At 63.8% G+C, this 26,994-nt stretch carries 31 protein-coding genes; 15 read left to right on the top strand and 16 right to left on the bottom strand.

The window, feature by feature from the left end; all coding sequences use genetic code 11:
* Positions 1-30 precede the first annotated feature (30 nt).
* Entirely contained in the window at positions 31-1,626 is a 1,596-nt protein-coding gene (locus DDE75_RS05760; protein ID WP_108501439.1) for a peptide chain release factor 3, read from the top strand.
* A 53-nt stretch (positions 1,627-1,679) separates the two neighbouring features.
* Here the strand turns inward: DDE75_RS05760 and DDE75_RS05765 are convergent, their stop codons facing one another.
* Positions 1,680-2,102, bottom strand: a complete 423-nt coding sequence (locus DDE75_RS05765; RefSeq protein WP_108501440.1) for an OsmC family protein — start codon at positions 2,100-2,102, stop codon at positions 1,680-1,682.
* 59 nt (positions 2,103-2,161) lie between these two features.
* The gene (locus DDE75_RS05770) at positions 2,162-3,325 is read right to left on the bottom strand and encodes a deoxyguanosinetriphosphate triphosphohydrolase (protein ID WP_108501441.1); all 1,164 of its coding nucleotides are present in this window, start codon (positions 3,323-3,325) and stop codon (positions 2,162-2,164) included.
* A gap of 76 nt (positions 3,326-3,401) precedes the next feature.
* On the opposite strand from DDE75_RS05770, the gene erpA reads away from it, so the two are divergent.
* Positions 3,402-3,725: an iron-sulfur cluster insertion protein ErpA gene (gene erpA, locus DDE75_RS05775; RefSeq protein WP_108501442.1), complete on the top strand. Its 324-nt coding sequence runs from the start codon at positions 3,402-3,404 to the stop codon at positions 3,723-3,725.
* Here erpA and DDE75_RS05780 read toward each other — a convergent pair whose 3' ends face one another.
* Positions 3,726-4,301 (bottom strand): peptidase associated/transthyretin-like domain-containing protein, encoded by a 576-nt coding sequence (locus DDE75_RS05780; RefSeq protein WP_108501443.1) that lies wholly within the window; start codon positions 4,299-4,301, stop codon positions 3,726-3,728. It lies immediately after the preceding gene.
* A gap of 15 nt (positions 4,302-4,316) precedes the next feature.
* Here DDE75_RS05780 and xth point away from each other — a divergent pair, with 15 nt between their 5' ends.
* Positions 4,317-5,102: an exodeoxyribonuclease III gene (gene xth / locus DDE75_RS05785; protein ID WP_108501444.1), complete on the top strand. Its 786-nt coding sequence runs from the start codon at positions 4,317-4,319 to the stop codon at positions 5,100-5,102.
* On the opposite strand, the gene DDE75_RS05790 is transcribed toward xth, so the two are convergent.
* Positions 5,099-5,986, bottom strand: a complete 888-nt coding sequence (locus tag DDE75_RS05790) for a cation diffusion facilitator family transporter (protein WP_162798940.1) — start codon at positions 5,984-5,986, stop codon at positions 5,099-5,101. The genes xth and DDE75_RS05790 overlap by 4 nt on opposite strands.
* Positions 5,987-6,297: 311 nt before the next feature.
* Between DDE75_RS05790 and DDE75_RS05795 the strand changes: the two genes are divergently transcribed.
* Entirely contained in the window at positions 6,298-7,458 is a 1,161-nt protein-coding gene (locus tag DDE75_RS05795; RefSeq protein ID WP_108501445.1) for a choline transporter, read from the top strand.
* A gap of 54 nt (positions 7,459-7,512) precedes the next feature.
* On the opposite strand, the gene DDE75_RS05800 is transcribed toward DDE75_RS05795, so the two are convergent.
* From DDE75_RS05800 to DDE75_RS05805, 3 genes are read right to left on the bottom strand one after another with little or no spacing between them, the layout of a single operon-like run.
* Positions 7,513-7,848 carry a hypothetical protein gene (locus DDE75_RS05800; RefSeq protein WP_108501446.1) on the bottom strand — a complete coding sequence of 112 codons (336 nt, stop codon included), beginning with the start codon at positions 7,846-7,848 and terminating at the stop codon, positions 7,513-7,515.
* The gene (locus DDE75_RS17750; protein ID WP_267895643.1) at positions 7,848-7,979 is read right to left on the bottom strand and encodes a hypothetical protein; all 132 of its coding nucleotides are present in this window, start codon (positions 7,977-7,979) and stop codon (positions 7,848-7,850) included. Before DDE75_RS17750 ends, DDE75_RS05800 begins: the two co-directional genes overlap by 1 nt.
* Entirely contained in the window at positions 7,979-9,751 is a 1,773-nt protein-coding gene (locus tag DDE75_RS05805) for an extracellular solute-binding protein (protein ID WP_245894634.1), read from the bottom strand. The genes DDE75_RS17750 and DDE75_RS05805 overlap by 1 nt, the downstream gene beginning before the upstream one ends.
* Before the next feature lie 344 nt (positions 9,752-10,095).
* Between DDE75_RS05805 and DDE75_RS05810 the strand changes: the two genes are divergently transcribed.
* Positions 10,096-10,878, top strand: coding sequence for a 3-hydroxybutyrate dehydrogenase (locus DDE75_RS05810; RefSeq protein WP_108501727.1), 783 nt, complete (start codon positions 10,096-10,098; stop codon positions 10,876-10,878).
* A gap of 192 nt (positions 10,879-11,070) precedes the next feature.
* On the opposite strand, the gene DDE75_RS05815 is transcribed toward DDE75_RS05810, so the two are convergent.
* Both DDE75_RS05815 and DDE75_RS05820 read right to left on the bottom strand, forming a co-directional pair.
* On the bottom strand, positions 11,071-11,457 hold the full coding sequence (locus DDE75_RS05815) for a baeRF12 domain-containing protein (RefSeq protein ID WP_108501448.1): 387 nt from the start codon (positions 11,455-11,457) through the stop codon (positions 11,071-11,073).
* A gap of 44 nt (positions 11,458-11,501) precedes the next feature.
* The gene (locus DDE75_RS05820; RefSeq protein ID WP_108501449.1) at positions 11,502-12,710 is read right to left on the bottom strand and encodes a pyridoxal phosphate-dependent aminotransferase; all 1,209 of its coding nucleotides are present in this window, start codon (positions 12,708-12,710) and stop codon (positions 11,502-11,504) included.
* A 93-nt stretch (positions 12,711-12,803) separates the two neighbouring features.
* Here DDE75_RS05820 and DDE75_RS05825 point away from each other — a divergent pair, with 93 nt between their 5' ends.
* The 3 genes from DDE75_RS05825 (at position 12,804) to DDE75_RS05835 (ending at position 14,084) form a co-directional block, all read left to right on the top strand.
* Positions 12,804-13,148, top strand: coding sequence for a helix-turn-helix domain-containing protein (locus DDE75_RS05825; protein ID WP_162798922.1), 345 nt, complete (start codon positions 12,804-12,806; stop codon positions 13,146-13,148).
* On the top strand, positions 13,141-13,452 hold the full coding sequence (locus tag DDE75_RS05830) for an FAD assembly factor SdhE (RefSeq protein ID WP_245894635.1): 312 nt from the start codon (positions 13,141-13,143) through the stop codon (positions 13,450-13,452). Before DDE75_RS05825 ends, DDE75_RS05830 begins: the two co-directional genes overlap by 8 nt.
* 104 nt (positions 13,453-13,556) lie before the next feature.
* Positions 13,557-14,084: a MarR family winged helix-turn-helix transcriptional regulator gene (locus DDE75_RS05835; RefSeq protein WP_108501451.1), complete on the top strand. Its 528-nt coding sequence runs from the start codon at positions 13,557-13,559 to the stop codon at positions 14,082-14,084.
* Positions 14,085-14,123: 39 nt separating this feature from the next.
* On the opposite strand, the gene DDE75_RS05840 is transcribed toward DDE75_RS05835, so the two are convergent.
* Positions 14,124-14,552 carry a VOC family protein gene (locus tag DDE75_RS05840; RefSeq protein WP_108501452.1) on the bottom strand — a complete coding sequence of 143 codons (429 nt, stop codon included), beginning with the start codon at positions 14,550-14,552 and terminating at the stop codon, positions 14,124-14,126.
* Positions 14,553-14,681: 129 nt separating this feature from the next.
* Between DDE75_RS05840 and thyX the strand changes: the two genes are divergently transcribed.
* From thyX to phoB, 7 genes are all read left to right on the top strand, one after another.
* Positions 14,682-15,587 (top strand): FAD-dependent thymidylate synthase, encoded by a 906-nt coding sequence (gene thyX / locus DDE75_RS05845; protein WP_108501453.1) that lies wholly within the window; start codon positions 14,682-14,684, stop codon positions 15,585-15,587.
* 176 nt (positions 15,588-15,763) lie between these two features.
* Positions 15,764-16,789 (top strand): substrate-binding domain-containing protein, encoded by a 1,026-nt coding sequence (locus tag DDE75_RS05850; protein WP_108501454.1) that lies wholly within the window; start codon positions 15,764-15,766, stop codon positions 16,787-16,789.
* A 68-nt stretch (positions 16,790-16,857) separates the two neighbouring features.
* Positions 16,858-18,063 (top strand): phosphate ABC transporter permease subunit PstC, encoded by a 1,206-nt coding sequence (pstC, locus tag DDE75_RS05855; RefSeq protein WP_108501455.1) that lies wholly within the window; start codon positions 16,858-16,860, stop codon positions 18,061-18,063.
* On the top strand, positions 18,060-19,397 hold the full coding sequence (gene pstA, locus DDE75_RS05860; protein ID WP_108501456.1) for a phosphate ABC transporter permease PstA: 1,338 nt from the start codon (positions 18,060-18,062) through the stop codon (positions 19,395-19,397). The genes pstC and pstA overlap by 4 nt, the downstream gene beginning before the upstream one ends.
* 25 nt (positions 19,398-19,422) lie before the next feature.
* Positions 19,423-20,220: a phosphate ABC transporter ATP-binding protein PstB gene (gene pstB, locus DDE75_RS05865; protein WP_108501457.1), complete on the top strand. Its 798-nt coding sequence runs from the start codon at positions 19,423-19,425 to the stop codon at positions 20,218-20,220.
* A 20-nt stretch (positions 20,221-20,240) separates the two neighbouring features.
* A complete protein-coding gene (gene phoU / locus DDE75_RS05870; RefSeq protein ID WP_108501458.1) occupies positions 20,241-20,960 on the top strand; it encodes a phosphate signaling complex protein PhoU in 720 nt (239 codons plus the stop codon).
* A 3-nt stretch (positions 20,961-20,963) separates the two neighbouring features.
* Positions 20,964-21,653, top strand: a complete 690-nt coding sequence (phoB, locus tag DDE75_RS05875; protein WP_108501459.1) for a phosphate regulon transcriptional regulator PhoB — start codon at positions 20,964-20,966, stop codon at positions 21,651-21,653.
* Here phoB and DDE75_RS05880 read toward each other — a convergent pair.
* From DDE75_RS05880 to DDE75_RS05905, 6 genes are read right to left on the bottom strand one after another with little or no spacing between them, the layout of a single operon-like run.
* Complete coding sequence (locus DDE75_RS05880; RefSeq protein ID WP_108501460.1) at positions 21,650-22,330, bottom strand: fumarylacetoacetate hydrolase family protein; 681 nt, start codon at positions 22,328-22,330, stop codon at positions 21,650-21,652. The genes phoB and DDE75_RS05880 overlap by 4 nt on opposite strands.
* Complete coding sequence (locus DDE75_RS05885; RefSeq protein ID WP_108501461.1) at positions 22,327-22,740, bottom strand: VOC family protein; 414 nt, start codon at positions 22,738-22,740, stop codon at positions 22,327-22,329. The genes DDE75_RS05880 and DDE75_RS05885 overlap by 4 nt, the downstream gene beginning before the upstream one ends.
* A 53-nt stretch (positions 22,741-22,793) precedes the next feature.
* Positions 22,794-23,855: a glycosyltransferase family 4 protein gene (locus DDE75_RS05890; protein ID WP_108501462.1), complete on the bottom strand. Its 1,062-nt coding sequence runs from the start codon at positions 23,853-23,855 to the stop codon at positions 22,794-22,796.
* Entirely contained in the window at positions 23,852-24,763 is a 912-nt protein-coding gene (locus DDE75_RS05895; RefSeq protein WP_108501463.1) for a lysylphosphatidylglycerol synthase transmembrane domain-containing protein, read from the bottom strand. Before DDE75_RS05895 ends, DDE75_RS05890 begins: the two co-directional genes overlap by 4 nt.
* Entirely contained in the window at positions 24,760-26,280 is a 1,521-nt protein-coding gene (locus DDE75_RS05900) for a sulfatase-like hydrolase/transferase (RefSeq protein ID WP_108501464.1), read from the bottom strand. The genes DDE75_RS05895 and DDE75_RS05900 overlap by 4 nt, the downstream gene beginning before the upstream one ends.
* Positions 26,280-26,987, bottom strand: coding sequence for a CDP-alcohol phosphatidyltransferase family protein (locus DDE75_RS05905; protein ID WP_245894636.1), 708 nt, complete (start codon positions 26,985-26,987; stop codon positions 26,280-26,282). Before DDE75_RS05905 ends, DDE75_RS05900 begins: the two co-directional genes overlap by 1 nt.
* Positions 26,988-26,994 lie beyond the last annotated feature (7 nt).

The raw sequence follows: 26,994 nt of genomic DNA on the forward strand, positions 1-26,994 counted from the left end.
TGCCCAATTTTGCGCGATAAAGCCGCAAACATGACCAATCGCCCCGAACTCCCGCCCGAGATTTCACGCCGCCGGACGTTTGCGATCATCTCGCATCCGGATGCCGGCAAAACCACCCTGACCGAGAAATTCCTACTGTATGGCGGTGCCATCCAGATGGCCGGACAGGTGCGTGCCAAGGGCGAGGCGCGGCGCACGCGGTCGGATTTCATGAAGATGGAACAGGATCGCGGGATCTCGGTCTCGGCTTCGGCAATGTCGTTCGATTTTGACGGACATCGCTTCAATCTGGTCGACACGCCCGGTCACAGCGATTTTTCCGAGGACACCTATCGCACGCTGACGGCGGTGGACGCCGCGATCATGGTGATCGACGGCGCAAAGGGCGTCGAGAGCCAGACCCGCAAGCTGTTCGAGGTCTGTCGCCTGCGCGACCTGCCGATCCTGACCTTCTGCAACAAGATGGACCGCGAATCCCGCGACACCTTCGAGATCATTGACGAGATCCAGGAAAACCTGGCCATCGACGTGGCCCCCGCATCCTGGCCCATCGGGGTCGGGCGGGAATTCATCGGCTGTTACGACATGCTGCATGACCGGTTGGAGCTGATGGACCGCGCAGACCGCAACAAGGTCGCGCAATCCATCGCCATCGACGGTCTGGACGATCCCAAGCTGGCCGATCACGTGCCCGCCGACCTGCTGGCCAAGCTGCGCGAAGAGGTCGAGATGGCGCGCGAACTGCTGCCCGCCTTTGACCGCAAATCCTTTCTGGAAGGGCATATGACGCCCATCTGGTTCGGCAGCGCGATCAACAGCTTTGGCGTACAGGAGCTGATGAAGGGGATCAGCGAATACGGTCCCCCTCCGCAGCCGCAGAACAGCGCGGATCGCGAAATCGCGCCCGAGGAAACCACGGTCACGGGCTTCGTATTCAAGGTTCAGGCCAACATGGACCCCAAGCACCGCGACCGCGTGGCCTTCGTGCGCATGGCCTCGGGGCATTTCGAGCGTGGAATGAAGCTGACCCATGTGCGGACGAAGAAGCCGATGGCAATCTCGAACCCGGTGCTGTTCCTGGCCGCCGACCGCGAACTGGCCGAGGAGGCCTGGGCCGGCGACATCATCGGCATCCCGAACCACGGCCAGCTGCGCATCGGCGATGCCCTGACCGAGGGCGAGGCGCTGCGCTTCACCGGCATTCCGTCATTTGCGCCGGAACTGCTGCAATCGGTGCGGGCGACCGATCCGATGAAGGCCAAGCACCTTGAGAAGGCGCTGATGCAATTCGCCGAGGAAGGGGCCGCCAAGGTCTTCAAGCCCACCATCGGTTCGGGCTTCATCGTCGGCGTCGTGGGTGCCCTGCAGTTCGAGGTTCTGGCCAGCCGGATCGAGCTGGAATACGGCATCCCCGTCCGCTTCGAGGGGTCGCAGTTCACCAGCGCCCGTTGGGTTGCGGGGCCGAAGGCCAAGGTCGATGCGTTCGCCGAAAGCAACAAGGGCCATCTGGCCCATGACCACGACGGCGATCTGGTCTATCTGACGCGCCTGCAGTGGGACATCGACCGGGTCGGGCGCGACCATCCGGACGTGAAGTTGACCTCGACCAAGGAAATGATGGTCTGACATGAAAACGCCGGCGCAATCGCGCCGGCGTTTAGCATTGGGATGGGGCGGGGTCAGGCGACCTTGGCGTCCATCGTAATCTCGGCATTCAGCAGCTTGCTGATGGGGCAGCCTTCCTTGGCCTTGTCGGCGACTTCCAGAACCTTGGCCTCATCGGCATCGGCGGTGATCTGGGTGGTCAGATGCGCCTTCTTGACGGCGAAACCCTCGCCCTCCTTGTCCATCGAGATCTTCGAGGTCGTCTCGATGCTGACGCCCGTGACGCCTTCCTGCTCCAGCATCATGGCCAGTGCCATCGAGAAGCAGGAAGCATGGGCCGCGCCGATCAGTTCCTCGGGGTTGGTGCCTGCCTTGTCTTCGAAGCGGGTGTTGAAGCCATAAGGCTGGGCCGACAGGGCGCCGGATTCGGTCGAGACCTGGCCTTTGCCCTCTTTCAGGCCGCCTTCCCATTTCGCAGAACCGGTACGATTGATCATGACAGGATCCTTCCTTGTTCATCGTTTCGCCCGGTCAACGCGGCCCCCTGCCGGATGGTTCAACCGTGTCCGATCAAGCGCTGGTGTTCCGCAATGGCATAGCGGTCCGTCATCCCCGAGACATAGTCCAGCACCAGCCGCGCCCGTTCCGTCCGGTCGTCCATCTGCCGCGCCATCTGCCCCCATTGATCGGGCAGCTTCGAGGGATCGTCCAGGAACAGCGGGAACAGGTCGTGCAGCATGCGCGTGACATTGTTGCGCTCGACCACAACGGAAGGGGCGCGATACATGCGCTGGAACAGGAAGGACTTGATCGCCTTGATGTTCTGATAGACCGGCTTGGAAAAGCGGATGATCGGGCCGTCCATGTTGCGGATGTCATCCACTGACTGCGGCTGAAGTCCGGTCAGGCGATTCTGGGCGACGGCGATCACATCCTCGACCATGACGCCGAAGACACGGCGCAGCGCCTCGTAGCGGCGGCGGGTCGGGTCGAGGCTGGGATAGAGCTGGTCGACCTCGGCGAAGGCGGGACCGATGATCGGCAATTCGGAAAGCTCGGCCTCGGTGAACAGCTCGGCGCGCAGCCCGTCGTGCAGGTCGTGGTGGTTGTAGGCGACGTCATCGGCCACGGCCGCGACCTGCGCCTCGGCGCTGGCATTGGTATGCAGTTCCAGATCCCACTGTGCGTTCACTTCGGCCAGCGCATAGGGCAGATCGCCGGTGATCGGACCGTTGTGCTTGGCGATGCCTTCAAGGCTTTCCCATGTCAGGTTCAGCCCGTCGAAATCGGCGTAATGACGCTCCAGCTTGGTCACGATCCGCAGCGCCTGCGCGTTGTGGTCGAAGCCCCCATGAGGTGCCATCAGTTCCGCCAGTGCGTCTTCGCCGGTATGGCCGAAGGGCGGGTGGCCGAGGTCATGTGCCAGCGCGACGGTCTCGGCCAGGTCGGTGTTCAGCCCAAGCGCGCCGGCTATGGTGCGGGCGACCTGCGCGACCTCAATCGTGTGGGTCAGGCGGGTGCGAAAATAATCCCCGCGATAGGCGTCTCCGTCATGTTCGACGAAGACCTGCGTCTTGTGCTTCAACCGGCGGAAGCCGCTGGAATGGATGATCCGGTCGCGGTCGCGCTGCCAGGGCGACCGGAAGGTGGACAGCTTTTCAGCGTGAAGCCGCCCGCGACTGTCGGCGGGCTGGCAGGCATAAGGCGCTAGTGCAGTCACGGGACAGGGCCCTTCCTTGCGAGTGTTCGTCGGAAACCCTATATTCCAACCCTACGGACGAAAACGGGAACGCCCCATGAACCTGCCGCCGAAAGTCACAGAACGCGCGTTTCAGCGCCTTGCCCAGATCAACGCCGACCGCGATGCACTGCCGCTGAGGGTGGCCGTGTCGGGTGGGGGGTGTTCGGGGTTCCAATACGACATCCGCTTCGATCAGCCCGAGGATGACGACCTGATCCTGGAGAACGAGGGCCAGCGCGTCGTCGTCGATCCGGTATCCTTGCCCTTCCTTGCCGGTGCCGTCATCGATTTCAGCGATGAGCTGATTGGCGCGCGTTTTGTCATCGAGAACCCCAATGCGACCAGCAGCTGCGGCTGCGGAACGTCCTTCTCGATGTGATCAGTCGCAGAACCTGCTGCGCGTATCCAGGCTTTGGTCCAGATAGCGCAGCGGGATGCCGCCTTCGGTCGTCTCTTTCTGAATGCTGTCCCATTCCGCGATCTGGCAGATGGTCTGATCCCGCCGATCGCCAAGCCGCAGTTCACCGTTCACGACCTTTGCCGTGATCTGATGCCCCTCTCGCCGGTTGGCGCGTATGGCGAAGTCCATTGCGACGGAGGCTTTCATTCCCGTGGTGAAGCCCTGATCCGACTGCCAGTCCTTTGGCAGGCCCGCTGTGATCGTGACGTCATGCCGCCCCGGTGGGACCAGCAGACGAAAAAAGTCGCCCCCGCGCTGATAGCCGCTGATCACGGGTGACCCTTTGTCGTCCTGCAGGCTGATCGCATAGTCATGCCCCTTGGACGTTCGAACCTGCAGGGGGATCGTCGCGGGAAGGGGTGATTGTTTCGACAGCAACCCCGTCGCAGGCCGCGGTTCGGCATATGTGCCGGTCGGCAGCAGGGCGGTCGCCAGCATCAGGATGCGCAGCATGGTGATCCTTTCGCGGTTCCGGTTGCCAAACGCATGGGTCACGCTAAAGATGCGGCCATGAAAATCGCAAGCTTCAATATCAATGGTGTCAAGGCGCGCATCCAGGCGCTGACCGACTGGCTGGCCCAGACCGATGCCGACGTCGTCGTCCTTCAGGAAATCAAGTCCGTTGACGAAGGGTTCCCGCGCGAACACTTTCAGGACCTCGGCTGGACGGTGGAAACCCACGGCCAGAAAGGCTTCAACGGGGTGGCCATCCTGTCCAAGCTGCCGCTTGAGGATGTGACCCGCGGCCTGCCTGGCGACGACGGCGACGAACAGGCCCGCTATATCGAGGCGACGGTGGTGGGCGATCAGGCCGTGCGCATCGCGGGGCTGTATCTGCCTAACGGCAACCCTGCGCCGGGACCGAAATACGACTACAAGCTGGCATGGATGGAACGGTTGCGCCTGCGCGCCGCCGAACTGCTGGCCATGGAAATGCCCGTGGTCATGCTGGGCGATTACAACATCATCCCCGAGGCGCGCGATGCCGCCAATCCGCAGAAATGGGTCGACGACGCCCTGTTCCGCCCCGAAAGCCGCGCCGCATTCCGCGCCATCCTCAACCAGGGCTGGACCGAGGCGATCCGCGCCCGTGATCCTTGGGCCACGCGCGGGCCCTTCACCTTCTGGGATTACCAGGCCGGGGCGTGGAACAAGGACGACGGCATCCGCATCGACCATCTGCTGCTGTCGCCGCAGGCGGCCGATCTGATGCGCGAAACAGGCGTGGACCGCGACGCCCGCGCAGGCGAAAAGCCAAGCGATCACGTCCCGGTCTGGGTGCGACTGGAGGCCTAGATCACCAGGACGCCCGAGTGCTTGGCATGGTGCTCGGGCTCGACATGAATGGTGATCTGCGCGTCGGGCAGGCGGGCCTTCAACGAGGCCTCGATCCGGTCGCAGATTTCATGGGCGTCGCAGACCGTGGTCTGACCATCCACGACAAGGTGGAAGTCGATGAAGGTGACCTTGCCGGCATGACGGGTGCGCAGGTCATGCGCCTCGATCGCGCCGGTGGCCTTGTCCGAGATGATGTCGCGAATGATCGTCAGCGTCTTGTCGGGCACAGCCTCATCCATCAGCCCGCTCAGCGATGCGGTCATCACCTTCCAGCCCGACCACAGGATGTTGACGCCGACCAGCATTGCCAGCGCAGGGTCCAGCACCCACCATCCGGTCAACACCGACAGGCCGACGCCCAGCAGCACCCCGCCCGAGGAAACAACATCGCTCAGCAGGTGCTTGCCATCTGCCACCAGTGCCGGTGACCGCAGGCGTTTGCCATGACGGATCAGCACGCTGCACCAGATGGCATTCAGGACGCCTGCGACCGCGTTGATGGCAAGACCCGGGCCGGCACCCTCGATGGGGCGGGGGTTCTGGAAGACGGACCACGCCTCGTGCAGGATCAGAAGGGCCGCGACGATGATCAGCACGCCTTCCAGCACGGCGCTGAAGAACTCGGCCTTGTGGTGGCCGTAGGGGTGGCCCTGATCGGCGGGACGCTGCGCCACGCGGATGGCGATGACCGCCGCAAGGGCTGTCGCGACGTTGACCGTGCTTTCCAGCGCGTCCGAAAGCAGCGCCACGGAACCCGTCAGATGCCAGGCCAGCGTCTTGAGCCCGAGCACCACGATTCCGACCAGAATGCTGCCCAAGGCGATTTTCAGCGTGCTCGACACGGTCACGGCTCCTTTGTCCGTCAGCCCGACGTTAAGCGCCGAGCATTTGTCAGATCGTGGCTGCAAGCTCAACCCTTCGAGGCGTCCAATATGCGGGATAGGACCACGGAAGGGGAACCGCGCCCAGGGCTGTCCGGTTTCTTGATTGACTAATCACTCAATTTACCGGATAACGCCGGCGAACCAAGATAACCAGCGGCGCCTTTGCGCCGTGCCGGCATCGATCCGGTGGTTGTGCCTTTCGGTTGCGACTGCGCGGATGCGGGTCGGTCTCCGTCGCGGAGAAATCCGAAAGAAGAAAAGGATCGTCTATGACGCCGATCATCACAATTGCCTATCTCAGCGTGCTGGCCTGCGCGCTGTTCGTCCTGATCCGCTGGCCCAACATGCGCGTACAGGGGGAACAGCCCGTCGGCTTGTTCACGCTGATTGCCCTTCTTTTCACCGCCGGTCTGGACATGGGACTGGTGATGCTACCCTTGGGCGAATTTCCCGTCTATGAGGCCGATGCCGCCTTCGATTTCACCAATGCGCTGGCTGTGGAATTCGGCATGTGGGGTCCCCTGGTCTGGTTGATGTATTTCGTCACGACCTTCTATTTCGTCGCGATCGAGCCGCGATTGAGGCTGTTCGAGATCCCGGTCATCAAGTGGGTCTACAACCTGACGGTCATCGCGACCTGTTCCTTCACCTGCTATCTGTTCATGACGAACCTGCCGACCTATGCCCCCGATCTGCCGATGGGCGTGGTCTGGGCCTTGGTCATCGGGGTCATCGCGACCGCCGTCATCAGCAGCGGCGACATGCGCGTGATGAAATGGCTGGCGATCCTGTCCAGCTATGGCTTCGGGATGCTGGCCTTCACCGCGCTGGCAATGATCGCCTTCGTCTATAGTCGCGTGGGAATGGACGACTTCTATGCCAACATCGGGCTGCTGATGGACTACTTCGTCCACATCCGCCGCTTTGCCACCCCGATCTCGGACTATCACGAGTTCTACCTGTTCTGGTGGTTCGCCTGGAGCATCATGATCGGCCAGTTCGTCGCCCGCTTCGTCAGCGGCCTGCTCGTCTGGCAGCTGGCGGCCGCCATGGTCATCCTTCCCGCCATTCCGCTGGGGCTGTGGTTCTGCGTCCTCTTCGTCTATCACCAGGGGCATGTCGTCATCCCCGGATGGCTGAACTGGTTCATGATCTTCGTCGGCGTGGTCTTCGTGGTGAATTCGCTGGACAGCCTGATCCGGCTGTATTCCGCGAACCTGAACTGGTCGCGCAAGAGCCTGGGTGACCGCAAATACTACCCGCTGCACTTCCTGCTGCAGCTGGCGCTGGTCGGGGCCTATTTCTTCACCCCGTTCGAGATCCAATGGGTCGGCCTGATCGTCGCCGGGCTCTATGCGGTGATCTATGCGCTGATGGTGTCCCGGATCGGCAAGCTGTCGCGGCTGAGCGACAGGCAGATCATTCAGTGACATCCGCTGCGCCGCCCGACCCGCATGGGGTTGGGCGGCTGCGGTTCCCGGCGATCAATCGTCGTCGGGGCTTTCTCCGTCGTCGCCGAATGCGGCGTCGTCGCTGTATTCGTCCTCGCCCTCGTTGACATATTTGGCGCTGAGCGCGATCGAGTGATTGTCATGGCTGGGGTCCATGACGATGTCCGAGGGGATTTCCCCCACCAGCCATTCGCGCAGCTCCTCGCGGATCTCCTCGCGGTCCTGCCCGGTCGCCTCGACCAGATAGTCGACAAAGGCGCCCTGATCGCCGTCGATCTCGTCCAGATCGGCTTCGTCGACCTGAGGCCATTTGTCGATGATGGCTTCATAGAAGGCAGGCCAGTTTTCCTTAACGTGGTGCCACTTCATCAATAACCTCCTCCGGATATGCCGCCTTGGGACCAGCGGGCCACTCCGGTAATATCTTCGCCGATGCCGGCGATCGTGTTGCATCCGGCCAGCGTGATGCAGGCCAGCAATGTAACCCAGAACATGCGCATCAGTTCGTCTCCTGCCACCAGACTTCCGGTAAAAATCCCGGCCAGTCTCCGTAAATCGGTATTTCCTCGGGGTATTTCAGGTCCGACGAATGCGCCAGACGCGAAAAGGGTGAAAAATTGACCGGGATCACATAGCGACCGGCGGTCAGCACGCGGTCCAGCGCCCTGACGGCGGCGGTGTAATCCTCGCCCGTCTCGGCGGTGGCCATGGCGTCGATCATCGCCTCGGCGGCGGGGCTGTCCATGCCCATCCAGTTGCGGCTGCCGGGGGTGTCGACGCCCTCGCTGCCCCAATAGAGGCGCTGTTCATTGCCCGGCGACAGCGACAGCCCGCGTTCGTACCAGGTCATGTCGAACTGATAGTTGTTGGTGCGTTCGATGTATTGGGCGCTGTCCAGCAGGGTGACGCGGGGCGTGATGCCAAGCGGGCGCAGGGCCTCGACATAGATGTTCACGATCTGCTGCGTCTCGGACCCGGTCCGCATGGACGATCCGTTCTGGTTCAGCAGGATCTCGAAGGAAAAGGGGCGGCCCTCGGCATCGGCCAGCCTGCCGTCCTGCACCGTCCACCCCGCATCGTTCATCAGGGCCAGCGCGCGGCGCACGGCGGGGCGGTCCATCGGGCGTTCGCTGCCCTCGGGCAGGTCATAGCCTTCCAGCGTGCCGGGGGGCAGGTCGTCCGCGAAGGGTTCCAGCAGCTCGGCCACCTTTCCCGTCGCCGCATCATGCGACATCGCCAGCACCGAGTTCGAGAAATACGAGGTGATCCGCGGATCGTCCCCGCCGTTCAGCGTGCGGTTGATGAAGCGGAAATTGAACATCTCGATCATCGCCTGGCGCACCCGCCAGTCGTCGAAGATCGGATTTCGGGTGTTCATCACCAGCCCCATGATCCCCGAGGGACGTTCGTTCGGAATCTGATCCATGACGATCCCGCCTGAGGTTGCCAGCGGAAAGTCGTATTCGCTGGCCCAGTTCTGGGCGGAAAGCTCGCGCCAGGCGTTCACCTCGCCTGCCTTGAAGGCTTCGAACATGGCATTGGCATCGCCGAAATAGTCATAGCGGATGGTGTCGAAATTGTTCATCCCGGCCATCAGCGGCAGATCCTTGCCCCAATAGTCGGGGTTGCGGCGGAAGGTGATGGCACGGCCCGGATCGACCCGGTCGACCACATAAGGGCCGGTGCCGATGGGCGGTTCCAGGCTAGAATCGCTGAAATCCTGCCCCTCCCACTGCGCCTTCTTCAGGATCGGGCGCAGACCCATCAACAGGGGCAGTTCGCGGTCCTGTTCGGTGAAGGTGAAGCGGATGCTGCGCGGGCCGGTCTGTTCCATGCTGGCGACCTTGGACCAGGTCCCCAGATAGCGCGGGTGGCCCTTCGTCCCAAGAGTCTCATAGGACCACATCACATCTTCGACAGTGACCGGGCTGCCGTCGGAAAAACGGGCCTCGGGGCGCAGGGTGAACTCGACCCAGGACCTGTCGGGGGCGGTGTCGATGGTCTCGGCCAGCAGGCCATAGACGGTGAAAGGCTCGTCGATCGACCGCATGGCCAGCGTTTCCGCCACATGGACGCCCACGCCCCAGACCGGATTGCCCTTCAGCACCCAGGGCTTCAGGGAATCGAAGCCGCCCGGTTCCGCCAGCCGAATCGCACCGCCCTTCGGCGCCTTAGGATTCGCGTAAGGAAGATGGGAAAAATCAGGGGAAAGCGCAGGTTTGCCATAGATTGCAAGACCATGTGCAGGTTCGGCAAGGCTTGCCAGAGGCATTGCTGCAACACCGATTGTCAAGGCCGCGATCACGGGAAGGATACGATCCGTTCCGTAATTGTTAAGGATTTCCCAGATTCGCATCGCCCACCGCCCCGTTTGTCGTTCTTTGATCGCATTATCAACAGGCTCGCCGAGGGGGCGTCAACCAAGGGGGAAAGAAGTCTGTTGGACTCGGGCGGTTCCTCGCGTATAAATAGGGCACTGCTCGATAGGTTTCTTGCCTGTATGAAACCTGCCTCATAACTTCGCCCGCCTTGTGCGGGCGTTTTTTTTTGCCCATGCTGCGCCTGCAACATCGCCCGGCCGATGCGCCGGACGAGGCCAACCCCGAGGAGCAGCCGATGTTCGAAAGATTCCTGACAGGCAAGACCGCAATCATCACCGGATCGAATTCCGGCATCGGGCTGGGCGTGGCCCACCGTCTGGCAAAGGCGGGTGCGGATGTCGTGCTGAACAGCTTCACCGACAGCGAGGGCGACCATCAACTGGCCCGCGACATGGCCGCCGAACATGGCGTTAGCGTCCGCTATATCAAGGCCGACATGTCCAAGGGCGATGAGTGCCGCGCGCTGATCGAAAAGGCGGGGGCCTGCGACATCCTGGTGAACAATGCGGGCATCCAGCATGTCGCCGCCATTCCCGATTTTCCCACCGAGAAATGGGACGCGATCATCGCCATCAACCTGTCCTCGGCCTTCCATACGACGGCGGCGGCGTTGCCGATGATGCGCAAGGCGGGATGGGGCAGGGTGATCAATATCGCCTCGGCGCATGGTCTGACGGCCAGCCCGTTCAAATCGGCCTATGTCGCGGCCAAGCACGGCATCCTTGGCCTCAGCAAGGTCACCGGTCTGGAAACCGCGCGCGAGCCGATCACCTGCAACGCCATCTGCCCCGGCTATGTCCTGACGCCGCTGGTTGAATCGCAGATCCCCGACACGATGAAGAAATATGACATGGGCCGCGACGAGGTGATCGAGAAGATCCTGCTGGAACGCCAGCCCTCGAAGGAATTCGCCACGACGGACCAGTTGGGCGACACGGCGGTCTTCCTGTGCAGCGATGCGGCCGCCCAGATCACGGGAACCTCGATCAGCGTCGATGGCGGCTGGACGGCGCTGTAACGGAACCCGCGACAGAACGCCGCGTTACCCGAGATATCGCGTAAGGAGAAGCGCAATGAAGGGTATCGCAGCCTGGTTTCTGGGTGTTCCGGTCGTCGTGATCGTCATTCTTTATGTTCTTGGCATCTTCTGATTCAGAAAAGGGCGCCCCGTTCGATCGGGGCGCCCTTTTCAGTTGTTCTGTAGGCGATCTCAGTTCAGCGCGGTCTGGACGCTGCGGACATCCGAATTGGTCATGGTCTTGGCGACCTCGCGGCGCAGGCGCAACTGCAGTTCCTTGTGGTAATGCTTGCGCATGATCCCAAGGGTCGATGGATCGGCGATGATCGCCACGTCGTCCATATCGTTCTGCAGCATCATCGTATTCAAGTGATGGGTCAGATCGACGGCAAAGACGGCCTCGTCATGATCACTGTTCGCGGCTGCTTCATCCGGGATCGCCATATGGGCGGGGCTGGCCAGCGAGGCCGGGGTCACATGGTGCGTCTCGGACAGTTCGATCCCGTATTTGGCGACATTGCGGAAGATCTTTGCGGAATGGCCGTCAGCGACGACCACCATGGCGTTATGGGGCAGCATGAGAGGTCCTTTCCTGGTTGTGTTCCGGACCCAACGCGCCCCGGTCAGGGGCGGTTGCACCCTTCGCAGAACCGGCGGATCCTTGCGACCGCATCGCGCAGGACATCGTCCCCCGTCGCATAAGAGATCCGGAAATGCGGGCTGAGGCCGAAGGCAGCCCCGAAGACGACGGCGACGCCTTCCTCGTCCAGCAGGGCGTTGGCGAAGGTCTCGTCGTCGCGGATCAGCGTGCCCCCCGCCGAGGTCGCCCCGATCAGCCCCGCCATCGAGGGATAGACATAGAACGCCCCCTGCGGGACGGGACATTCCAGACCGGGGCATTCATTCAGCCCTGCGACGACCAGATCGCGACGCCGCTGAAAGACCGCGCGGCTGTCGCGGATGTAATCCTGCGGACCGGTCAGCGCGGCCTCGGCGGCATATTGGCTGACCGAGCAGGGGTTCGAGGTCGATTGCGACTGCAGCTTGGCCATCGCCTTGATCAGCGGCTCGGGTGCAGCACCATAGCCGATGCGCCAGCCGGTCATGGCATAGGATTTGCTGACCCCGTTCATGGTCAGCACGCGGTCCTTCAGACGCGGCTCGACCTGCGCGGGGGTGCAGAATTCGAAGCCGTCGAAGACGAGGTGTTCATAGATGTCGTCGGCCAGCACCCAGACCTGCGGGTGACGCAGCAGCACATCACACAGCGCCTGCATCTGCGCGCGGTCGTATCCCGCCCCCGAGGGGTTCGAGGGTGAATTCAGGATCAGCCACTTGGTGCGGGGCGTGATCGCAGCTTCCAGCGCCTCGGGTGTCAGGCGGAAACCGACATCGATGCCGCATTCGACCACCACCGGCGTGCCACCCGCAAGCAGCACCATGTCGGGATAGCTGACCCAATAGGGGGCGGGGACGATCACCTCGTCGCCCTCGTCCAGCGTCGCCATCAGGGCGTTGAACAGGATCTGCTTGCCGCCCGTGCCGACCGTGATCTGCGAGGGCGCATAGTCCAGCCCGTTCTCGCGCGCGAATTTATCCGCGATGGCGCGTTTCAGCGAAGGGGTGCCATCGACCGCCGTATATCGCGTGTGGCCCGCGTCGATGGCGGCTTTGGCAGCGTCGCGGACATGCTCGGGCGTGTCGAAGTCCGGCTCGCCCGCCGACAGGCCGATGATGTCGCGGCCTTCGGCGCGCAGTTCCGCCGCGCGGGTCGTCATGGCGATGGTCGGCGAGGGCTTGATGCGGGCAAGCCGGTCAGAGATGAATGCCATGATGCACCTGTCGTTGTTTGAACTGCGTTTGAACTGCGCACAGGCTTGGCATACGCTTTGCCGATATGTGCCACAAGCAGGGGTTTGATCACGATGGACAGCTATGCCGATCCGGTGGCGACGATGGGCGACCGGCTGACCGCCGCACGCGAAGGTGTGGGCCTGTCGGTCGATCAGATGGCCGAACAGCTGGGCCTGCGCCCCGAGACGCTGGAAGGGTGGGAGGTCGATCAGGCCGAGCCGATGCCCTCGATCCTGGGACGGATCGCCGCAATCGCGGGGGTTTCCCCCGTTTGGCTGTTGACGGGAGAGGGCGCCGGGCCCCAAGACACCGCAGCAGGTCAGGCCCTGCGGTCGGAACTGCGCGATCTGCGCCAGCTGCTGGCCGAGGTCTGCGACCGCATCGAACGCATGGAAGAGGCTCTGGGTCATGGCTGACACGATGGAAACCCCCGAAAACCGCCTGAAGCGCCTGCACATGCGCAGCTGGCGGCGCGGAATGAAGGAGATGGACCTGATCCTGGGCCATTTCGCCGACGATCAGCTGGCTGCGCTGTCGGCGGATGATCTGAACCTCTATGAGCGGATGCTGGGTGAAAACGATCAGGACCTGTATCTGTGGGTCACCGCGCGCATCGGTCAGGACACGCAGGCCGCGCGCGATCCCGCTGCCGCGATGTTCGCGCCGCTTCTGGACCGCATCGCGGCCCATGCAGGTGAAAGATTCGCGACAGATCGCTAAAATTGTCTTGAATCATGCAGGTCGGGTGCGCGGGAATTAACTCAAGATTTCCTTTTTCGCGCGAATGTCGGTCCATGACGAACAGGACAGGACATCTTACCGCCATGCTCGCACAGGCCCCACGCGATCCGCGCCCGACCAAAGACCACAGCCCCCTTGCGGACGACACGTCCGACCTGACCGTGGCCTACCTTGAATCGCTGCAGCTGCTGGAGCGGATGCACAGGCTGATGCTGGACACGATCAAGGATGAATTCGAACGTCTGCACCGTGGCGATCTGACCCCGGTGCAGGCCATGATCCTCTATAACCTGGGCGAGGCGGAGGTTTCCGCCGGTGAACTACGGTCCCGCGGCATGTATCAGGGGTCGAACGTCAGCTATAACCTGAAGAAGCTCGTGACGATGGGCTATGTCCATCACGAACGCTGCGACGCCGATCGCCGATCGGTCCGTGTGCGCCTGACGCCCGAGGGGCAGATGGTGCGTGACATGGTGCGCGGCATGTTCATCCGCCATGCCGAGGATCTGGCGATGTCGGGGGTGCTCGAGGATCCGATGCTGGATTTGGTCAATCTGCAGAACCGCCGGATCGAGCGATATTGGACGGAGCAGATCCGCTATATCTATTAGGGTCTCGCGCGCATCCTTGCGAATGCGCGCGGGGCCGGCTTACCAGCTGCCGGTGTTTTCCATGCTGGCCCAGGGTTCCTGCGGGGGCAGGCTGTCGCCCTCTTGCAGCAGCTCGATCGAGATGTTGTCGGGGCTGCGCACGAAAGCCATGTGCCCGTCGCGCGGGGGACGGTTGATGGTCACGCCCGCATCCTGCAGCTTCTGACACATCTCATAGATGTTGCCGACGCTATAGGCCAGGTGACCGAAGTGGCGGCTGTCCGAGGGAAGGCCTTCATCGCCGTCCCAGTTGTAGGTCAGTTCAACCGGGCATTCGGGCTGGCCTTCGGGGGCCATGAAGATCAGCGAAAAGCGACCCTTGTCGTTGTCGATGCGGCGGGTTTCCTTCAGCCCCAGCAGGCCGAAGAACTCCATCGTCTTCTTCAGGTCCTTTACGCGGACCATGCTGTGCAGATAGCGGACTTTCATGGGATCTCCTGTCTTGTGACGCGCAGGGTGGCACGCACCTTCGGGCTATGCAACGTCGCCGGGCGCAGCGCGGTTGCAGCCGAGGCGGCAGCATGGCAAAGGAAGGCTTGCCATCCATGAGGTCCCCCAATGCCCCTGACGCCCGAACAGCAGGCCCAGATCGACGAACAGCGCCAATCCCCCCGCCAGACCCTTCGCACCGTCGCCGAAGGGATGGAGCGGCATCTCTATACCGCCTATCCGGTGCTGGATCATGGCTTCGTGCGGGTCATCGACTACATGGGCGACGACGCAGCCATCTGTCAGGCGGCGCGCGTCAGCTATGGCCGGGGCACCAAGTCGGTTCAGAACGACGAAGGCCTGATCCGCTATCTGATGCGCCACTGGCATTCGACCCCCTTCGAGATGTGCGAGGTCAAGCTGCACGTCAAGCTGCCGGTTTTCGTCGCCCGCCAGTGGATCCGCCACCGCACGGCCAACATCAACGAATACTCGGGCCGCTATTCGGTGATGGACCGCGAATTCTACATCCCGGCTGAGGAGAAGCTGGCCGCGCAGTCCAGCCAGAACCATCAGGGCCGGGGCGAGGTGCTGCAGGGCGAGGAAGCGCAGCGCGTGCTGAACCTGCTGCGCGAGGATGCGATGCGCAGCTATGACAACTATGAATCGATGCTGAGCCAGGACGGACAGCAGGGGCTGGCGCGCGAATTGGCGCGGATGAACCTGCCGACGAACATCTATACCCAATGGTATTGGAAGGTCGATCTGCACAACCTGCTGCACTTCCTGCGCCTGCGTGCCGACAGCCATGCGCAGTATGAAATCCGGGCCTATGCCGATGTCATCTGCGACATCGTCAAGGATTGGGTGCCGGCCGCCTTCGGCGCCTTCCGCGATTACCGGATGGATGCCGTCAGCCTGTCCGCGCAGGCCGCGGCCGTGCTGAAGCGTCGCCTTGCGGGGGAAACTGTCACACAGGAAGACAGCGGCATGGGCGCGCGCGAATGGCGCGAGTTTCAGGCCGACTGGGGCTGAGACACCCGCATTCATTGCAGAAAAGGCCCCTGCGTCATGCGACGCGGGGGTCTTTTTTCTTTGCCGAACCCCGGTGACTGTCATGTGATTGTCACAAAAATCATACATAGGCGTCATCAGAACTGACTAGGCCTGCCGTCATGACATTCCGTTCCATCCAATCCCGGAGAACACGCATGAAGACCATCGGCTTTACCGCAACCGCCATTTCCGTGATCGCCCTGTCGGCAGGCGCTGCCGCTGCCCGCGATCAGGTGCAGGTCGCAGGTTCCTCGACCGTGCTGCCCTATTCGACCATCGTGGCCGAACTGTTTGGCGAGAACAGCGACTTTGCGACCCCGGTCGTGGAATCGGGCGGCTCGTCCACCGGTCTGCGCCGTTTCTGCGAAGGCGTCGGTGAAAACACCATCGACATCGCCAACGCCAGCCGCAAGATCCGCGACAGCGAAGTCGAGGAATGCGCCGCCAATGGTGTGACCGACATCATGGAAGTCCGCATCGGCTATGACGGGATCGTCTTCGCGAACCTGGCCGACGGCAATGCCTTCGAATTCACGCCCACCGACTGGTTCAAGGCCCTTTCGGCCAAGGTCGTCGAGGACGGCAAGATCGTCGACAACACCGCCGCCAACTGGTCCGAGGTGAACCCCGACCTGGCCGATCAGGAAATCCTGGCCTTCGTGCCCGGCACCCGTCACGGCACCCGCGAAGTCTTCGAGGAAAAGGTCATCCTGCAGGGCTGCGAAGACAGCGGCGCGCTGGAAGTCTTCACCGCCGAGATGGGCGAAGATGACGCCGAAGCCGCCTGCATGACGCTGCGCACGGACGGCAAGTCGGTCGACATCGACGGCGACTACACCGAGACGCTGGCCCGCATCAACAGCTCGCCCAACGGCATCGGCGTCTTCGGTCTGTCCTTCTATGAGAACAACACCGACACGCTGCAGGTCGCGACCATGTCCGGCGTGACCCCCTCGACCGAGACCATCGCCTCGGGCGAATACCCCGTGTCGCGTCCGCTGTTCATGTACGTCAAGAAGGCCCACATCTCCGAAGTACCGGGCGTGAAGGAATTCGCCGAATTCTTCGTGTCGGACGAGATCGCAGGCCCCGACGGCCCGCTGGCCGAATACGGCCTGGTTTCCGACCCCGAGCTGGCCGAGACCCAGGCTGCCGTGGCCGACGAAGCGACCATGCAGTAAGACGCAACGCGGACCGCGGGGCATGATCCCGCGGTCCGATCCTTTTCCAACAGCAAGGAACAGCACCGATGCCACTGTCCTGGGCTTTGATCGCCAGCCTGCTTCTGGCCGTCGCCGGATACCTGATCGGTCGCAACCGTGCGCTGGGTGCCGCTGGCCCCGACGTGCGGATGTTGCACAGCCGCCCGACCTATCACGGCGTCAGCGTCGCACTGACCACCTTCGGTCCGGCGGCGGTGATCGTGGTTCTGGCGCTGCTGCTGCGGATGACCGGCCAGATCGACCCGACAACCGGCGGGGTGGCGGGGCTTGCCGTTCTGGGCGGGGCGATCCTGGGGCTGGGCTGGGGCATCAGCCGCATCGGAGCCGACTTCCAGGCCCGCAGCGCGGTCGAGCGCATGGTCATGTCCGTCCTGATCATCTGTTCGCTGATCGCCATCGCGACCACCGTCGGCATCGTGCTGTCGCTGATCTTCGAAACAGGCAGCTTCTTCCAGAAATACAGCTGGCACGAGTTCTTTTTTGGCCTGGAATGGACACCGCGCTTTGACGGCAATTCGCGCCTCGGCATGCTGCCGCTGCTGTGGGGGACGCTCTACATCTCGTTCATCGCGCTGGTGGTGGCGGTGCCGATCGGGCTGTTCGCCGCGATCTACCTTTCGGAATACGCCAGCCCCCGCATCCGCAGCTTTGCCAAGCCCATGGTCGAGCTGCTGGCGGGCATCCCCACCATCGTCTATGGCCTTTTCGCGCTGATCACCGTGGGTCCGATGCTGCGCGACTGGATCGCGCAGCCCCTGGGCTTGGGCAATTCGGCGTCATCGGTGCTGACGGCAGGTCTGGTCATGGGCATCATGCTGATCCCCTTCGTCAGCTCGCTGTCCGACGACATCATCAACGCCGTGCCGCAAAGCCTGCGCGACGCCGCCCTTGGCCTTGGGTCCACGCCCTCTGAGACCGTGCGCCAGGTGGTGCTGCCCGCGGCACTTCCGGGCATCGTGGGTGCCGTCCTGCTGGCCGCCAGCCGCGCCATCGGGGAAACCATGATCGTGGTCCTCGGTGCCGGTGCCGCCGCCACCATGAGCCTGAACCCCCTCGAAGCGATGACCACCATCACCGTCAAGATCGTCAGCCAGCTGACCGGCGACAACGATTTCTCCTCGCCCGAGACGCTTGTCGCCTTCGCCCTGGGGCTGACGCTTTTCGTCATCACCCTGTGCCTGAACATCGTCGCGCTGATCATCGTGCGCAAATACCGCGAGCAGTACGAATGACCGATATGTCGAACCACGCCTCACGGATTTCCCTGTTCGAGGTCGATCCCCGCACCCGCCGCCGCAATGCTGCCGAAAAGCGGTTCCGCGCCTATGGGGCCACTGCCATCTGCATCGCGGTCATCGCGCTGGTCCTGCTGGTCGGAACCATTCTTCGTGACGGTTCGGGGGCCTTCCGCCAGACCTACCTGTCGATGCCCGTCGCGCTCAGCGCCGAAAAGCTGGACCCCAAGGGAAACCGCGATCCGGCGGAAATGTCCAAGGTGCTGACGCTGGCCTATGGCCGCGTGCTGGACGACGCGCTGGATGCGGCCGTGGCCCAGATGGATACGCAGATCGAGGGCCTGTCGGAAAAGGACATGACCGGCCTGGTCTCGAAGGAGGCATCGGCCCAGCTGCGCGACCGCGTGCTGGCCGACCCCGAACTGGTCGGACAGACGGTCGATGTGAACGTGCTGGTGAATGGCCGGATCGACGGATACTTCAAGGGCCGCGTCAGCAAGGAAAGCGCCGAGCGTGACAGCAACACCTCGCCCCAGCAGCTGATGCTGGCGGATGCGCTGGCCGAGGATGGCGTGCTGGTCACCCGCTTCAACCGCGAATTCATCACCAACCCCGACGCATCCGACCAGCGCCCCGAGGCTGCGGGCGTCGGCATCGCGATCCTCGGCTCGCTCTACATGATGCTGGTGGTGCTGTTCCTGTCGGTGCCGATCGGGGTCGCCGCCTCGATCTATCTCGAGGAGTTCGCCCCCAAGAACCGCCTGACCGACATCATCGAGGTCAACATCTCGAACCTGGCCGCCGTGCCGTCCATCGTCTTCGGCATCCTGGGTCTGGCGGTCTTCATCAACTTCGCGGGCCTGCCGCAATCGGCGCCCATCGTCGGCGGCCTGGTGCTGACGCTGATGACGCTGCCGACGATCATCATCTCGACCCGTGCGGCGCTGAAGGCGGTGCCGCCGTCGATCCGCGACGCCGCGCTTGGGGTGGGTGCGTCCAAGATGCAGTCGGTCTTCCACCACGTCCTGCCGCTGGCCATGCCCGGCATCATGACCGGTACCATCCTTGGTCTGGCGCAGGCCCTGGGTGAAACCGCGCCGCTGCTGCTGATCGGGATGGTGGCCTTCGTGCGCGAATTCCCCGCCGCCCCGCCCGAGGGTCTGTTCGACCCCGCATCCGCCCTGCCGGTCCAGGTCTACAACTGGACGCAGCGCAGCGACCCCGCCTTCGTCGAGCGGGCCTCGGGTGCCATCATCATCCTGCTGATCTTCCTTTTGTGCATGAACCTGCTGGCCATCTTCCTGCGCCGCAAGTTCGAGCGCCGTTGGTAACCTGCACAAGAAGGCCGTATAGAACATGTATGACACGACCCGAACGGAGAGCGCCGTGAGCCAGCAAGACATCAAGATCTCGGCCCGGAACGTGCAGGTCTATTATGGCGAAAAGCACGCCATCAAGGACGTGAACGTCGAGATCCTGGACAAGACCGTCACCGCCTTCATCGGCCCTTCGGGCTGTGGCAAGTCGACCTTCCTGCGGTGCATCAACCGTATGAACGACACCATCGACATCGCCCGCATCGAGGGCGAGATCCGCATCGACGGCGACGACATCTACGACCGCCGCGTCGATCCGGTGCAGCTGCGCGCCAAGGTGGGGATGGTCTTCCAGAAGCCGAACCCCTTCCCGAAGTCGATCTTCGACAACGTCGCCTATGGCCCCCGCATCCACGGTCTGGCCCGCAACAAGGCCGAACTGGACGAAATCGTCGAGAAGAGCCTGCGCGGTGCCGCCCTCTGGTCCGAGGTCAAGGACCGCCTGCATGAACCCGGCACCGGCCTTTCGGGTGGCCAGCAGCAGCGTCTGTGCATCGCCCGCGCCGTCGCAACCGCCCCCGAGGTGCTGCTGATGGACGAACCATGTTCGGCACTTGACCCCATCGCCACCGGACAGGTCGAGGAGCTGATCGACCAGCTGCGCGAACAGTTCTCGGTCGTGATCGTCACGCACTCGATGCAGCAGGCCGCCCGCGTCAGTCAGAAGACCGCCTTCTTCCACCTGGGCAACCTGGTCGAATATGGCGATACCGACGACATCTTTACGAAACCGAGTGACAGCCGGACCGAGGCTTACATCTCGGGCCGGATCGGCTGAACCGTCAGAAGGAAGCGATCATGAACCGCGACAAGCATATTTCCTCGGCGTTCGACCGCGACCTGGAAACCATCCAGGCCCTGGTCGTCAAGATGGGCGGCATGGTGGAAGCCGCCATCACCGATGCCTCGACCGCGCTGGACACCCGCGACGAGGAACTGGCCGAGGAAGTCCGCCGCCGCGACAAGGCCATCGACGCGCTGGAGGTGCAGATCAACGAGGACGCCGCCCGCCTGATCGCCCTGCGCGCGCCCACCGCCACCGACCTGCGGATGGTGCTGGCCGTCATCAAGATCTCGGCGTCGCTGGAACGGGTGGGCGATTACGCCAAGAACATGGCCAAGCGCACCTCGGTCCTGTCGCAGATGCCCGCCATCGAGGGCGCGGGCATGGCCCTGCGCCGGATGAGCACGGCGGTCAACAAGATGCTGCAGGATGCGCTGGACAGCTATATCCGCCGCGACGCCGATCTGGCGCAGGACGTGCGCCAGCGCGACCTTGAGGTGGACCAGATGTACAATGCGCTGTTCCGCGAATTCCTGACCCACATGATGGAAGATCCGCGCAACATCACGTCTTGCATGCATCTGCATTTCATTGCCAAGAACGTCGAACGCATGGGCGACCACGCCACCTCGATCTCGGAGCAGGTGGTCTATCTGGTGACGGGCGAACTGCCCGACGAGGCCCGCCCCAAGAGCAACAGCGTCCCGATGGTCGACACGATCCAGGAGGGCTGATCCATGTCCCGCCAAGCCCCCTGCGTGCTGATCGTCGAGGACGAGGGCGCGCAACGCGAAGTGCTTCACTACAACCTGGAAGCCGAAGGGTTCGAATGCGTCGTGGCCGACAATGGCGAGGACGCGTTGCTGCTGGTGCAGGAAGAGATGCCCGATCTGATCGTGCTGGACTGGATGCTGCCCAAGGTGTCCGGGATCGAGGTCTGCCGTCAGGTTAAGGCCGACCCCGCCACCCGCAATATCCCCATCATCATGCTGTCGGCCCGCAGCGAAGAGGTCGACCGCGTCCGCGGCCTCGAGACGGGGGCCGACGATTACGTCGTCAAACCCTATTCCGTGGTCGAGCTGATGGCCCGTCTGCGTACCCAGCTGCGCCGCACGCGCCCCGCCAGCATGGGCGAAAGGCTGTCATTCGCGGACATCATCCTCGATGCATCCGAACATCGCGTCTTCCGCGCGGGCCAGTCGCTGCACCTGGGCCCGACCGAGTTTCGCCTGCTGTCCACCCTGATGGAGAAGCCGGGGCGGGTCTGGACACGTGAACAGCTTCTGGACCGGGTCTGGGGGCGCGACATCTATGTCGATACGCGCACCATCGATGTCCACGTCGGGCGTCTGCGCAAGGCGCTGATGCAGAACGGTGGCGACAATCCGGTGCGTACGGTTCGCGGCACCGGATATTCCCTGGGCTAGGTGATGCGGGTGGAGAGGGGGCTGAGGCCCTCGATCCGCACCGTCACCTGATCGCCGCGCGTCACGGCACCCACGCCTGCGGGCGTGCCGGTCATGATCAGATCGCCGGGGGCAAGGCGTACCAACCCCGACAGGTGGCTGATGATATCCGCCACCGGCCAGATCATCTGCGACAGATCGGCATCCTGCCGGATGTCGCCGTTGACCAGCAGCTGCATCCGGCCCTTGTCCATCGGGCCGGTCTGCGAAGCCGGATGCAGCGGGCCGATGGCCGCCGAAAGGTCGAACCCCTTGGCCATGTCCCACGGTCGCCCCATCTTCTTGGCCTGCGCCTGCAGGTCGCGCCGGGTGAAGTCGTTCCCCGCCGCATAGCCCCAGATCATCGCCGTGGCATCCTGCGGCGCGATCTCCGTGCCGCCCGCGCCCAAGGCGACGACCAGTTCTGCCTCGTAATGCAGATCCGATGACGCGGGCGGATAAGGCAGATCGTCGTCGTCGGTCAGCACGGCATCGGCGGGCTTGGTAAAGAAGAACGGCGGCTCGCGGTCGGGGTCGTGGCCCATCTCGCGCGCGTGATCGGCATAATTGCGGCCGACGCAGAAGATGCGGCGCACGGGGAAACGATCAGCGCTGTCGTGGATTGGCAGGGTTGCTTGCATTACAACGGGCAGCTTCATGACGCGAAAAGCCCTTCGAAATCGGCGAAACCCTTGACCTCGATCGGGTTGCCCGAGGGGTCGAAGAAGAACATCGTCCGCTGTTCGCCCGGCTGGCCCTGAAAGCGGATGACGGGCGGGATGTCGAATTCGACGCCATGCGATTGCAGGCGTTCCGCCAGTGTCAGCCAATCGGGCAGGGCCAGGACCACGCCCATATGCGGCATCATCACCATGTGGTCGCCCACCTTGCCCGTGCGCGTGGTGGCAAAGGGCTGGCCCAGATGCAGGGAAAGCTGGTGGCCGAAGAAGTCGAAATCGACCCATGTATCCGTCGAACGCCCCTCGGCACAGCCTAGGATGTCACCGTAGAAGCGTCGCGCCTGATCCAGATCGGTCACATGGATGGCAAGGTGGAACAGGGATCTCATGGCGTTCTCCGGTCGGTGATTTGGCGCATGGTGATGCAGGATCTGCAAACTGTCTACTGGGCAGGCGCGTCCATGACATCGTCCAGCACACGCGCCACGATGCGGGCGGTGTCGTCCCAGCTGGGCAGAGCCAGACCCGCCTGACGTGCCGCATCCGCGTGCCTTTCCCTGAAGGACACATCGGTCAGCATGCGACGAAGGGCATCCGCCAAGGCTGCGCCATCATCGGGGGCGACCAGCAGACCGGCATCGGCGGGAACAGTGCCGGGAACGGCGCCCGCCGTGGTACTGACGATGGGCAACCCATGGGACAGTGCCTCGTCGAAGACGATGCCATAGCCCTCGTACCGGGTGGCCAGCGCAAAGACCGACGCCTGTCCATAGAGGTCCTGCAGCCGGTCGTCGGACACTCGCCCCGCCAGGGTGATCCTGTCGCCCAGGGGGCTGCGGGCGATCAGGTCTTGCAACCGGGTGACATGGGCGTCGTCCCAAGGGTTGCCCACGATCTGCGCCTGCCATTCCAGATCGCCCAGCATCCCAAGCGCCTGCACCAGTACGTCATGTCCCTTGCGCGGATGCAGGATCCCCACCGAGAGGATCAGCGCAGGGTGTGCCTTGCGGACCTGCCGCGGCTGGCGGGCCTTGGTTCCGGGGCGGGCGATGGTGATCCGGTCGGCGGGCACATCATAGCGTTCGATCAGCATGTCGCGGGTATGCGGGCTGGGGACCAAGACATGGCGGGCCAGCCTCAGGTTCGCACGCTCGGTCCGCAACAGGTGGTCGGCAAGGTCGTCGGGCAGGTCGCTTTCCTGCGCCAGCGGATGGTGGATCATCGCGACGATGGGCGCACGCACCGAAGCCAACGCCTTGGTATCCAGCGCACCGAAAGCTAGACCGTCGATGATGACCGGCTGATCGGCTGGCAGGGCGCGCAGCTGGTCGATGGCCCGTGCCATGTCGCGATCATCCGGTGTCGGAAAGCTGTCGGGCAACTGCACGACCTGTACCGGCCTTCCTTGGTCGCGCAACCCCTGGACCAGCTGATGGTCATAGAGATAGCCGCCGGTCAGCGTGGTGATGTCGCCAGGCAGGGCGAAATTCGCGGGTCGGGTCATGGGTCCACCGTCAACTTTGGTTCGGGATACCGGGGCGCAGCATCACCCGGGCGGATCAGCACCAGCAGCCCGGGCAGCGTACTGAGCAGGAACAGCAATCCGAAGGCCGTGCTGGCCGCCAAACCCGCCGAGGCGCTGGCACCCAGCATCGGGAACAGGCTGGCGGCGGCACCCTCGCGGATGCCCCAACCGCTGATCGTCACCGGAACGACCATCGTCAGCAGGATCAACGGCACATAAAGCGCGGCTTGCCCTGTGCCGATCGGCGTGCCGGTCGCATAAGCGCAGCAGGCGAAGGCCGCGATGTTCAGGCCCGCAATGGCGATGTTCAGGCCGATCTGCATGGGCAGTGCACCACCGCCCAGAATGGCGGGCCGGACCAGCGCCAGCCACCCTTTCCACCATGACAGGATCAGCAGGCCCGCTGCCAGAAGCCCGGCACCAAGGCAGATCGCGCCGACCAGGCCGCTGATCGTCCGGGGCAACGCCGGACCATCATGGGCCACCCAAGCCGTCAGCATGATTGCCAGCAGGCCGAACTGACCGAAGGCACGCTCGATCATCACGGCCGCCCCTGCACGCCCCAGACCTGCGTCATGGCGGGCCCGGTAGGCACGGCCGGCGTCGCCCAGAACCCCTCCGGGCAGCGACTGGTTGACGACCTGTCCAAGGTAATATTCACGGATCGCGCGGGTGATCCTCAGCCGCTGGCCAAGCCGGGTCGCGGTGAACTGCCAGCGCCACGCCGACAGCAGGGTCTGCACCGTCAATGCCAGAAACCCTGCGCCCAGCCATCCAAGATCCGCCTGCTTCAGCAGGGACAGGGCCTGTCCACCATCAAGCCCCGCGAACAGCAGGCCAAGCAGCAGCAGGGCGGTCAGCATTTGCAGGGCTTTGGTCAGGGTCATGCGGGGGGAACGTCCTCGGGGGGCGAAAAGCTCCGCAACAGATTGTCGCGCATGGATTCCATCGGAATGGGGGCTGCGTCTGCCGGGGGGATCAGGCCCGGCGTCAGCCCCCATTCGGCGCTGCGTGCGACAAGCGCCTCAGGGCCGATCACATGGATGGGTACCTGGCGGCGCTGATCCAGACCGATGCTGCTGGCTGCCTGATGGTCGCCCAGAAGCACCAAGAGCGGCGGGTCCGAGGCATTGCGTTCGGCATATTCCATGACCGCCTGCAGGGTATAGTCGATGGCATCGCGGTAATGCTGGCGCACGGTTTCCCGGTCGCGCCAGACCTGACGGGGGGTGGGACCTTCGGTGGCCATTCGGTTGAAGACCGTGCCATCGCCCACATCGGACCAATTCACCATCCGTGGCACCGGCGTCCAAGGCGCGTGCGAGGAGATCAGCGCCACCTGTGCGAACAGCCTGCGGGGATCATCCCCTTGTTCCCGGATGCGGTCGGTCGCGGTCAGGGTGAACTGGTCGGGCATGGTAACCCAGTTGAAGGGTTCACCGGCATAGCCCAGATCGTCGGCGGCGTGGACGGTGTCGAAGCCCATGCGCGTGCCCTCGGGCCAGGGGCGGGTGATGGCGGGCATGATGGCCGCCGTGCGGAAGCCGGCGCGTCGGGCGTGATCGAACAGCGTCCAGCGATCGCTGGCGACCGAGGCCTGATAGCGCGTCTGATCGCCGATCCACAGACCGTTCTGGAAGGTGGCATGGGCCAGCCAGCTTTGTCCGCCATGCGTGGACGAGGTCAGGAAACCCGACCGCATTGCCAGTCCCGCCGCGGAAAGCCGCGCCTGCGCGTCTTGCAGTCTGGGCAGATGCACATCGGCATAGAAGGGCGTGTCGAAGCTGGTCCGGCCGTAACTTTCCAGAAAGATGACCAGCACATCGCGGTCGATCATCGACAGGGGGGCGGCCAGCCGACGCATGGGATCGGTCTCGCTCTGACGGCGGAACTCGGCAAGCTGGGTGACGGTGCGGGCCGCAAGCTGAAGACGGTCCTGGGCGAAGGTCAGACCGGGCGTGGTGGGGCTGATCGCCGCCAGGGCGCCGATGGCCAAGACAGACAGAAAGGACCACTTGCCAGCGCGGCGGACGACCCCAAGCGACCACCAGATCGCCCATCCCAGCAGACCCCCGACCAGCAGTGCCCCGATGCAGGCACCGATCGCCGCCAGAACGCCGACGGTGCCCGCCAGCAGGCGCACCAGCGCGTCGATCAACGGCAGATCGGCCACGGGGTTGAAGCGGCGGCCTAGGCTCTCGGCCATGGTCAGATCGGCCAGCTGCAGGATCACGATCAGCATCAACACCATCGTCGCCAACCCCTGCAGCAGACGACCCAAGGCGCTGCGCCCGCAGATGGCCAGCAGAAGCGCCAGGACCGCCATGTCCAGCCCGGGCAGTTGGCGTGGATCGGGCAGGGTGGTCGCGACGTGCAGCAACAGAAGGGCGGCCAGAAGACGCATCACCGCTCCGCCCTCAGCCACAGGATGTCGCGCAGGAACGACCAAATCAGGGCCGCGGCTGCGATGCGCGCCAGGATGATGCCGACGCCGTCGGGCATGATGGGCGGTTGCAGGGCGATCAGCGTCGCGATCTGCAGCACGCAGATCGCCTTGCGCCGCCAGCTGGGATAAAGCGGCGCGGAAAGCCAGGGCTGCAGATATGCGGCACCGATGAACAGATAGCGCATGACGCCCAGCACCATGATCTCGGGGCCGACGGGATCGCCGCGCAGGGCGTGCAAGGCCAGGATCAGGGCAAGGGCGGCATCGACCTCCATGTCGAAGCGGGCACCGAACCCCGAGGTCAGTTCCTGTCGCCGCGCCAGCCAGCCGTCCACCCCGTCCAACGCCAAGGCGACCGCGGCGACGCCTGCCACCGTCCACCCCGTCACCGGCCCGATCCAGACCGAGACCAGAAGCGCCACCGTCAGCGACACCCGCAGCAGGGTGATGGTATTGGCCGCCCCGAACCGGACATGCGGATAATGGCGCTGGGTCAGCCAAGCCACCGCCGCAAAGGTGGGCAGGAACAGCGCGGGCGCCAGAAGGGGCTGCTGATGTCCCAGCATCAGCGCCGTCGCCCAGGTCAGGGCAAGGGCGGCCACCCCCGAGGGCAGCATGCCCGAAGGCAGGCCGCTGTGCTGTCCGGTTTCAGGGTGGGCTGTCATGGAAGGG

This window comes from Paracoccus indicus, assembly GCF_003056335.1.
Classification (GTDB): domain Bacteria; phylum Pseudomonadota; class Alphaproteobacteria; order Rhodobacterales; family Rhodobacteraceae; genus Paracoccus; species Paracoccus indicus.

Coding starts and splice junctions, on each gene's coding strand:
- DDE75_RS05805 (WP_245894634.1), bottom strand. CDS start 9,751: ATGCCTCTGGCAAGCCTTGCCGAACCTGCACATGGTCTTGCAATCTAT.
- phoB (WP_108501459.1), top strand. CDS start 20,964: ATGTCCCGCCAAGCCCCCTGCGTGCTGATCGTCGAGGACGAGGGCGCG.
- DDE75_RS05840 (WP_108501452.1), bottom strand. CDS start 14,552: ATGAAAGTCCGCTATCTGCACAGCATGGTCCGCGTAAAGGACCTGAAG.
- DDE75_RS05810 (WP_108501727.1), top strand. CDS start 10,096: ATGTTCGAAAGATTCCTGACAGGCAAGACCGCAATCATCACCGGATCG.
- DDE75_RS05825 (WP_162798922.1), top strand. CDS start 12,804: ATGGACAGCTATGCCGATCCGGTGGCGACGATGGGCGACCGGCTGACC.
- pstC (WP_108501455.1), top strand. CDS start 16,858: ATGCCACTGTCCTGGGCTTTGATCGCCAGCCTGCTTCTGGCCGTCGCC.
- DDE75_RS05905 (WP_245894636.1), bottom strand. CDS start 26,987: ATGACAGCCCACCCTGAAACCGGACAGCACAGCGGCCTGCCTTCGGGC.
- erpA (WP_108501442.1), top strand. CDS start 3,402: ATGAACCTGCCGCCGAAAGTCACAGAACGCGCGTTTCAGCGCCTTGCC.
- DDE75_RS05795 (WP_108501445.1), top strand. CDS start 6,298: ATGACGCCGATCATCACAATTGCCTATCTCAGCGTGCTGGCCTGCGCG.
- DDE75_RS05760 (WP_108501439.1), top strand. CDS start 31: ATGACCAATCGCCCCGAACTCCCGCCCGAGATTTCACGCCGCCGGACG.
- DDE75_RS05895 (WP_108501463.1), bottom strand. CDS start 24,763: ATGACCCTGACCAAAGCCCTGCAAATGCTGACCGCCCTGCTGCTGCTT.
- pstA (WP_108501456.1), top strand. CDS start 18,060: ATGACCGATATGTCGAACCACGCCTCACGGATTTCCCTGTTCGAGGTC.
- DDE75_RS05900 (WP_108501464.1), bottom strand. CDS start 26,280: ATGCGTCTTCTGGCCGCCCTTCTGTTGCTGCACGTCGCGACCACCCTG.
- DDE75_RS05765 (WP_108501440.1), bottom strand. CDS start 2,102: ATGATCAATCGTACCGGTTCTGCGAAATGGGAAGGCGGCCTGAAAGAG.
- thyX (WP_108501453.1), top strand. CDS start 14,682: ATGCCCCTGACGCCCGAACAGCAGGCCCAGATCGACGAACAGCGCCAA.
- DDE75_RS05880 (WP_108501460.1), bottom strand. CDS start 22,330: ATGAAGCTGCCCGTTGTAATGCAAGCAACCCTGCCAATCCACGACAGC.
- DDE75_RS05850 (WP_108501454.1), top strand. CDS start 15,764: ATGAAGACCATCGGCTTTACCGCAACCGCCATTTCCGTGATCGCCCTG.
- DDE75_RS05830 (WP_245894635.1), top strand. CDS start 13,141: ATGGCTGACACGATGGAAACCCCCGAAAACCGCCTGAAGCGCCTGCAC.
- DDE75_RS17750 (WP_267895643.1), bottom strand. CDS start 7,979: ATGCGCATGTTCTGGGTTACATTGCTGGCCTGCATCACGCTGGCCGGA.
- xth (WP_108501444.1), top strand. CDS start 4,317: ATGAAAATCGCAAGCTTCAATATCAATGGTGTCAAGGCGCGCATCCAG.
- pstB (WP_108501457.1), top strand. CDS start 19,423: ATGTATGACACGACCCGAACGGAGAGCGCCGTGAGCCAGCAAGACATC.
- DDE75_RS05885 (WP_108501461.1), bottom strand. CDS start 22,740: ATGAGATCCCTGTTCCACCTTGCCATCCATGTGACCGATCTGGATCAG.
- DDE75_RS05815 (WP_108501448.1), bottom strand. CDS start 11,457: ATGCTGCCCCATAACGCCATGGTGGTCGTCGCTGACGGCCATTCCGCA.
- phoU (WP_108501458.1), top strand. CDS start 20,241: ATGAACCGCGACAAGCATATTTCCTCGGCGTTCGACCGCGACCTGGAA.
- DDE75_RS05820 (WP_108501449.1), bottom strand. CDS start 12,710: ATGGCATTCATCTCTGACCGGCTTGCCCGCATCAAGCCCTCGCCGACC.
- DDE75_RS05800 (WP_108501446.1), bottom strand. CDS start 7,848: ATGAAGTGGCACCACGTTAAGGAAAACTGGCCTGCCTTCTATGAAGCC.
- DDE75_RS05835 (WP_108501451.1), top strand. CDS start 13,557: ATGCTCGCACAGGCCCCACGCGATCCGCGCCCGACCAAAGACCACAGC.
- DDE75_RS05890 (WP_108501462.1), bottom strand. CDS start 23,855: ATGACCCGACCCGCGAATTTCGCCCTGCCTGGCGACATCACCACGCTG.